This is a genomic window from Carnobacterium sp. 1290_CSPC, assembly GCF_001053265.1.
GTDB lineage: Bacteria > Bacillota > Bacilli > Lactobacillales > Aerococcaceae > Aerococcus > Aerococcus urinaeequi.
In genome coordinates, this window is sequence record NZ_JVVG01000061.1 from 1 (window position 1) to 5,476 (window position 5,476).

Consider the following 5,476-nt stretch of genomic DNA (forward strand, 5'->3'; position numbering starts at 1 on the left):
GTGAATTAACCATATCAGAAAGGGGTTCTTTTTTCATCACCTAATGGGTGATGGACAAGACGGAGTTAAAGTTTGTTAAATCAACATTAGATAGCGTTAAAAGAAAAACTATGAATTATTCAGGGTATCATTAAAAGCTAAAGAAATGGCATATTATAGAAACGAAATATTACCTACTGTAGAAAAAGAGATTATCAAAGATGAAATTGATTCAATGTCTTTAAATGATGTTGAAATACTAAAAGACTTCCTTGAGGAAGCTGTAGCTGAGGTAAATGAAGAAATTGAAAGTACGCCAAAAAAAGGTGCAGATCCAAGAAAGCAGAAACGAAGAAAATTGAAAAAATACTTACGAAAAGTGAAAGATGATTTTTTACAGCGTGAGATAAAGTATGAAAATTATTATAGAACATTTGAAGGTAGAAATAGTTTTTCAAAAACAGATACAGATGCAACGTTCATGCGAATGAAAGAAGATCCGATGTTAAATGGTCAACTTAAACCAGGTTATAATCTTCAAATAGCAACTGAAAATCAATTTGTTATAGCCTATAATATTTTTCCAAATCCTACGGATACACGTACACTATTACCATTTATTGAAAGTATGCCTACTTTACATAAAATCGTCGTAGCTGATGCTGGATATGGAAGCCAAGAAAACTTAGAAACGTTGGACAATCTAGGGATTGATCATCTCATCAAATACAATATGTTTGATAAGGAACAGACGAAGAAATTTCAAAAATCAAGTAAGAATTTAAATAATTGGGACTATGATGCGGAAAATCAAATCTTTATTCACCCTGATGGCACACAGTATCATTTTTATCATCCAAAAACAACAACTGGATATCGCTTAGAAAAAGAAATGTATTATCCAGTTAATAGAGAAACTGCACCACAAAAGTCATTTTCTTTTAATAGAAAATATCAGTATTTAAAAGAAAATGAATCAGCTAAGCTATTATCTGAAGATAGCTCAGCTCTTTTCGCATGTAGAAAAATTGATGTTGAGCCGGTCTTCGGACAGATTAAACAAAACTTAGGATTCCGAAGGACTCATTTAAGAGGAAAAGATAAAGTAAAAACAGATATTGGTCTAGTATTAATGGCTAATAACATCATAAAAGTCCAAAAGAGACTGATAAATTAAAAGAGAGGAAAAAGATTTCAAAGTGAAATCTTTTTCCTCTCTTTATTTAGTTAACTAAGCCCTTTTTGTCCCAGCCTCTTTTTTTACATGTAACTTAAAAAGATGATTTAATGCCATAAGAAGTCCATGTATAGGTGGTTTTGTGCTGCCCATGTAGCTTCTGAGTGGTCACCACCTGCTTCTAAGTGCATATAAGTTTCACCACCACGATCTAAGAAGGCTTGCTCAAGATAACCAGCTTGCTCTAAGCGATCTTGATTCACTTCTTGGTCACCAAAGGACAAGTATAGTCGGGTATCTTGGTCGATAGATTGGCGTGCCAATTCAGCCACTAATTCATCAAAACAAAAACCAAAAGCTGGTGATAACGCGGCAGCTTTAGAAAAAGTTTGGTTATAAACAACTGCAGCATAATAAGCCATCAAGCCACCCATAGAAGAACCGGCAATTGCTGTGCCCTCACGCCCCGCAATGGTTGGATAGTTATCATCAATAAATGGTTTTAGGTCATTAACTAGCCAATCCATAAAATAATCTCCATAACCATCAATTTGACCAAAATGCGCTGTATCTACTGAATAGGGACAATATTCACGGAGACGCTCACCGTCTTCATGGCTGCACTCAATCCCTACAACAATCAGCTCTTTATTGTAGGTACCCAGAAAATCCAATAAATCCCAAGACCTTCCATAAGTCGCCATCTCGTCAAAGAATAAGTTATGCCCATCAAACATGTAAAGAACAGGATAGCGTTCTTTACTTTCTGATAGACGATCTGGTAAATACAAGTGGATTTGTTTATCCACATCCTTAAATGGAAAATAAAAAGCAAATTGTTCAAACATAGCCGCACATCTCCTTATTGATACTTGCTTTAATACACCGTGTAGGAATAGATGAATGACTTCACTAAAATTCACTAAATGATATTTCTCCGCATCCGGGAAAATATAAGGCGCAATCGTTATAAAATAATCACTAGCAATTGAGTTAGGATCGACTTCTAATGATAATATAGATTTGGTTGAGTTGTTCCACCCTCTTCAGCAATCATGCGTGTGGAGGTCTTCTCATACCCAATTGACATAAAGTTTTCGTGTACAACTGTTGTAATTCTTTGCCTGGTTGTCGGATTTTTTTCTGATAATGAAGCCATTCCTTTTAAATATTCCATTTCATTATAAGGCAAAAATACTTAAACGGGTATTGTTAATTACTTTTATTAGCTTTATACTAAACGAAACTTATCGATTGATAAGTTTATGATTTTTAAAAAGCGAGCGATATGAAAAAATTCATAACCATATCGAAGCATTTCACCCGAAAGCTCGTATACAACTTGTGGCATCAGCTACTATTTGCCAAAGTATTGAAACAGTTATTCAAGAAGATTGCTACAATTGTTTCCCTAAGCGCCAGTACACTAGCAAATTAAAAAGAGCACAATTAATTCAACAAGCTCACCAAACTATCAGGACATTATGAGAAAGAAGGTCATATGATGAATTCAACAATAAAGGTTGGTTACGCCTGCTTGAACCTAGACTTAGATCGAGGGTTTAAAACTTGTCGTTTTGCTAATTTAACTAATGAAAAATGGATTGAGTTAATTAGCTGGAATTTAGAAACACTTAAGCAAATGTTGATTTACACTGCAGACCACAACATTCAAATGTTACGGTTATCAAGTGATTTAATTCCTTTTGCAACTAAGGCTAAAGATGATGTTAATTTAGACTGGCAGGTATATTTTCAAGATGAATTCGATGCACTAAAGAAGCTCATAAAGAATTTAGACATCCGCATATCCTTTCACCCTGGTCAATATACTGTGCTAAATTCACCAAAGGAGGATGTAGTAGAACGCGCAATTGCTGATTTGGATTATCATGCCGATTTGTTGGCGTTATTGGGCGGTGATCAAAGTAATAAAATGGTGATTCATATTGGTGGTATGTATGGCGATAAAGACGCCGCAATTCAACGGTTTATTCAAGTAGCTAATAGCCTTTCTAGTAAGATTCGTCGTCATTTAATCATCGAAAATGATGAACGCTTATTTAATATTGAAGATGTCTTGTATATTAGTCAACTCACTCACTTACCTGTTGTATTTGATAACCTACATTTCAATATATTAAAACCCGAAAATAGCCGTAGCATGAAAACCTATATTGAATTAGCCGGTCAAACTTGGACTACTAATGATGGTAGACAGGCTATACACTATAGCCAACAAGCACTAGGTAAAAAACCGGGTGCGCATACTAGAACGACCGCACTTGACCCATTTATCCATTTCATTGAAAATGAATTAAGTGGCCCTATTGATATCATGTTAGAAGTAAAAGATAAAAATCGGTCTGCAGAAAAAATCCAATTATATCTTGACCAAGATATTGGGGCTGCCGAAAAGTTATGGGCTCGTTATAAATATGCCGTGATGGCAAAGTCTTTAAATATTTATCAAGCAATAAGAAACCTTTTAAAAGATAAAGAGCACACTGATTTTGAAGCCTTTATCCAATATCTTGAAACTGCTGAAAACTTACCAGAAGATATCGGTAATGAAATAAATGCTGGACAACATATTTGGGGATACTTTAAAAACCAAGCCACCGATACTGAGCGTGGTAAGTTTAAACGTAATCAAGAAAGACTACAAAACCAAGAAATATCGATTACACAATTCCGTCGATACTTGAATCAATTACTGAAAAAGTACCCAAATCCATATTTAGCTGACAGTATTTACTTCAAGCCATTCAAATAGCCACTTGTGATAGAAAGATGATAAAACATGTAATCGTAGTTGGGGCAGATATTGACGGTATATCCGCTAGCCAATTACAATATGCAAGCCATTAAGTAGATATCCACGAAAAAAATGATTAACCAGTTGGTAAGATGCCCCAATCCAAAAAGGATGATGATATCTTCAGGAGTTTCAGAAATTATAATTGAAGGAAAACACGCTACACACCGGAAGATTTCAAAAGTAAATTTAATGTATACCATGGAGCGACTTTTGGCTTAGGATCTTCTTTGGGGCAGAGTAATCACTTTAGGCTACCTTTAAAGCAAAAAAAAGGGCAACAATTTATACTTTGCTGGGTCAAGCAGCCCTCCAGGTACCGGTGTAGCGATCATACTCTCCTCATAAAAAATTACTGCCGATGAAGTCATGTTGGATGATGGTATAAAACCCTCCTCATCATCAATTGTTGCAAAATTACTATAGAAACTAAATTGAAAGGAAGATATTCATGAAAAAATATACCCAATGGCCCGTAATTTATCTCATCGCATTTGCTGTAATGATTTTTCTAAATTACTGGTCTGCCACCAATGTTGGGATTGTCGCAAATCAAGACCCTGCACTCATTCAACCTGCCGGCTACGCTTTCTCCATTTGGGGAATCATATACATATTCACTTTTATTTGGATCATTCGTTTATTCTTTAATCGACAACAAGCGCAACCAGTAGTAGATAGATTAAGTTTTCTACCTGTTATCAATTTCTTACTGAACGGTTTTTGGATTATTGCCTTTACCCAAGAATGGTTGCTTGCTTCTACTATCATTATCGCTTTATTACTTATCAACTTAGTCACCATTTATATAAGATTATCAGATATAGATAGCCAAAACTGGCTTGATCGTTTACCATTCTCTATTTACTTTGCTTGGGTAACTGTTGCAACAATTGTCAATATCTTCACCTGGTTTATCGGTGCCGGCATTAATTCTTTCATTGGACTTTCTGAGTTATCTTGGACCAATATCATGCTAGTAGTAGCTAGTCTATTAATGGGTTACATCGCCTTTAGATACAAAGACATTGCCTTTCCATTAGTATTCATTTGGAGTTATGTAGCGATTTTAATAGAAAATCAGTTTAACTACGTTTCTTTAGCGGTTGTCCTTATCATCTGTATCCTTGCACAGTTGGCTAGTGCCAGTCTATTGATGAAACAGTACTTAAGCAAATAATCACCTAAATTAAAAAGCTCCCTAAGTGCACGCTTAGAGAGCTGAGACAAAAAGTATTCGCGGTTAGCTTTATAGACCTGGCTAACCCATTTTTTCGTGCATCCCAACAACAAACGACACACCTAGTATAAACCGGATGCAAGTAAAGCTAGGCATGGTTAAATTATAATTGCTAGCTAGGGTGATTTACAAGTGAAATGTTTCACATTTGTAATATAAGCTCCGTTTATCGCCTTCCCTACAAGGTTTTTACGAAAAAAAGGGTTCTATAATAAATAGTGTTGGTGAGAATTCATATTGAATCTCATTGACACTATTTTTG

At 35.2% G+C, this 5,476-nt stretch carries 4 protein-coding genes and 1 pseudogene; 3 read left to right on the forward strand and 2 right to left on the reverse strand.

Translation table 11 applies throughout. The features are described from left to right. Nucleotides 1-118 precede the first annotated feature (118 nt). Nucleotides 119-1,156 (forward strand): annotated as a pseudogene (locus AC973_RS05485) (transposase); the annotation flags it as partial. Between the two features lie 107 nt (nucleotides 1,157-1,263). Here AC973_RS05485 and AC973_RS05490 read toward each other — a convergent pair. Beyond that, entirely contained in the window at nucleotides 1,264-2,004 is a 741-nt protein-coding gene (locus AC973_RS05490; protein WP_048728311.1) for an alpha/beta hydrolase, read from the reverse strand. A 158-nt stretch (nucleotides 2,005-2,162) separates the two neighbouring features. Next, on the reverse strand, nucleotides 2,163-2,333 hold the full coding sequence (locus tag AC973_RS10150; RefSeq protein WP_349675140.1) for a TetR/AcrR family transcriptional regulator: 171 nt from the start codon (nucleotides 2,331-2,333) through the stop codon (nucleotides 2,163-2,165). A 324-nt stretch (nucleotides 2,334-2,657) separates the two neighbouring features. On the opposite strand from AC973_RS10150, the gene uvsE reads away from it, so the two are divergent. Both uvsE and AC973_RS05500 read left to right on the forward strand, forming a co-directional pair. Then, nucleotides 2,658-3,932 carry a UV DNA damage repair endonuclease UvsE gene (gene uvsE, locus AC973_RS05495; protein WP_048728313.1) on the forward strand — a complete coding sequence of 425 codons (1,275 nt, stop codon included), beginning with the start codon at nucleotides 2,658-2,660 and terminating at the stop codon, nucleotides 3,930-3,932. Nucleotides 3,933-4,425: 493 nt separating this feature from the next. Next, the gene (locus AC973_RS05500; protein ID WP_048728317.1) at nucleotides 4,426-5,154 is read left to right on the forward strand and encodes a tryptophan-rich sensory protein; all 729 of its coding nucleotides are present in this window, start codon (nucleotides 4,426-4,428) and stop codon (nucleotides 5,152-5,154) included. Nucleotides 5,155-5,476: the final 322 nt, after the last annotated feature.

Coding starts and splice junctions, on each gene's coding strand:
- AC973_RS05490 (WP_048728311.1), bottom strand. CDS start 2,004: ATGTTTGAACAATTTGCTTTTTATTTTCCATTTAAGGATGTGGATAAA.
- AC973_RS10150 (WP_349675140.1), bottom strand. CDS start 2,333: ATGGAATATTTAAAAGGAATGGCTTCATTATCAGAAAAAAATCCGACA.
- uvsE (WP_048728313.1), top strand. CDS start 2,658: ATGATGAATTCAACAATAAAGGTTGGTTACGCCTGCTTGAACCTAGAC.
- AC973_RS05500 (WP_048728317.1), top strand. CDS start 4,426: ATGAAAAAATATACCCAATGGCCCGTAATTTATCTCATCGCATTTGCT.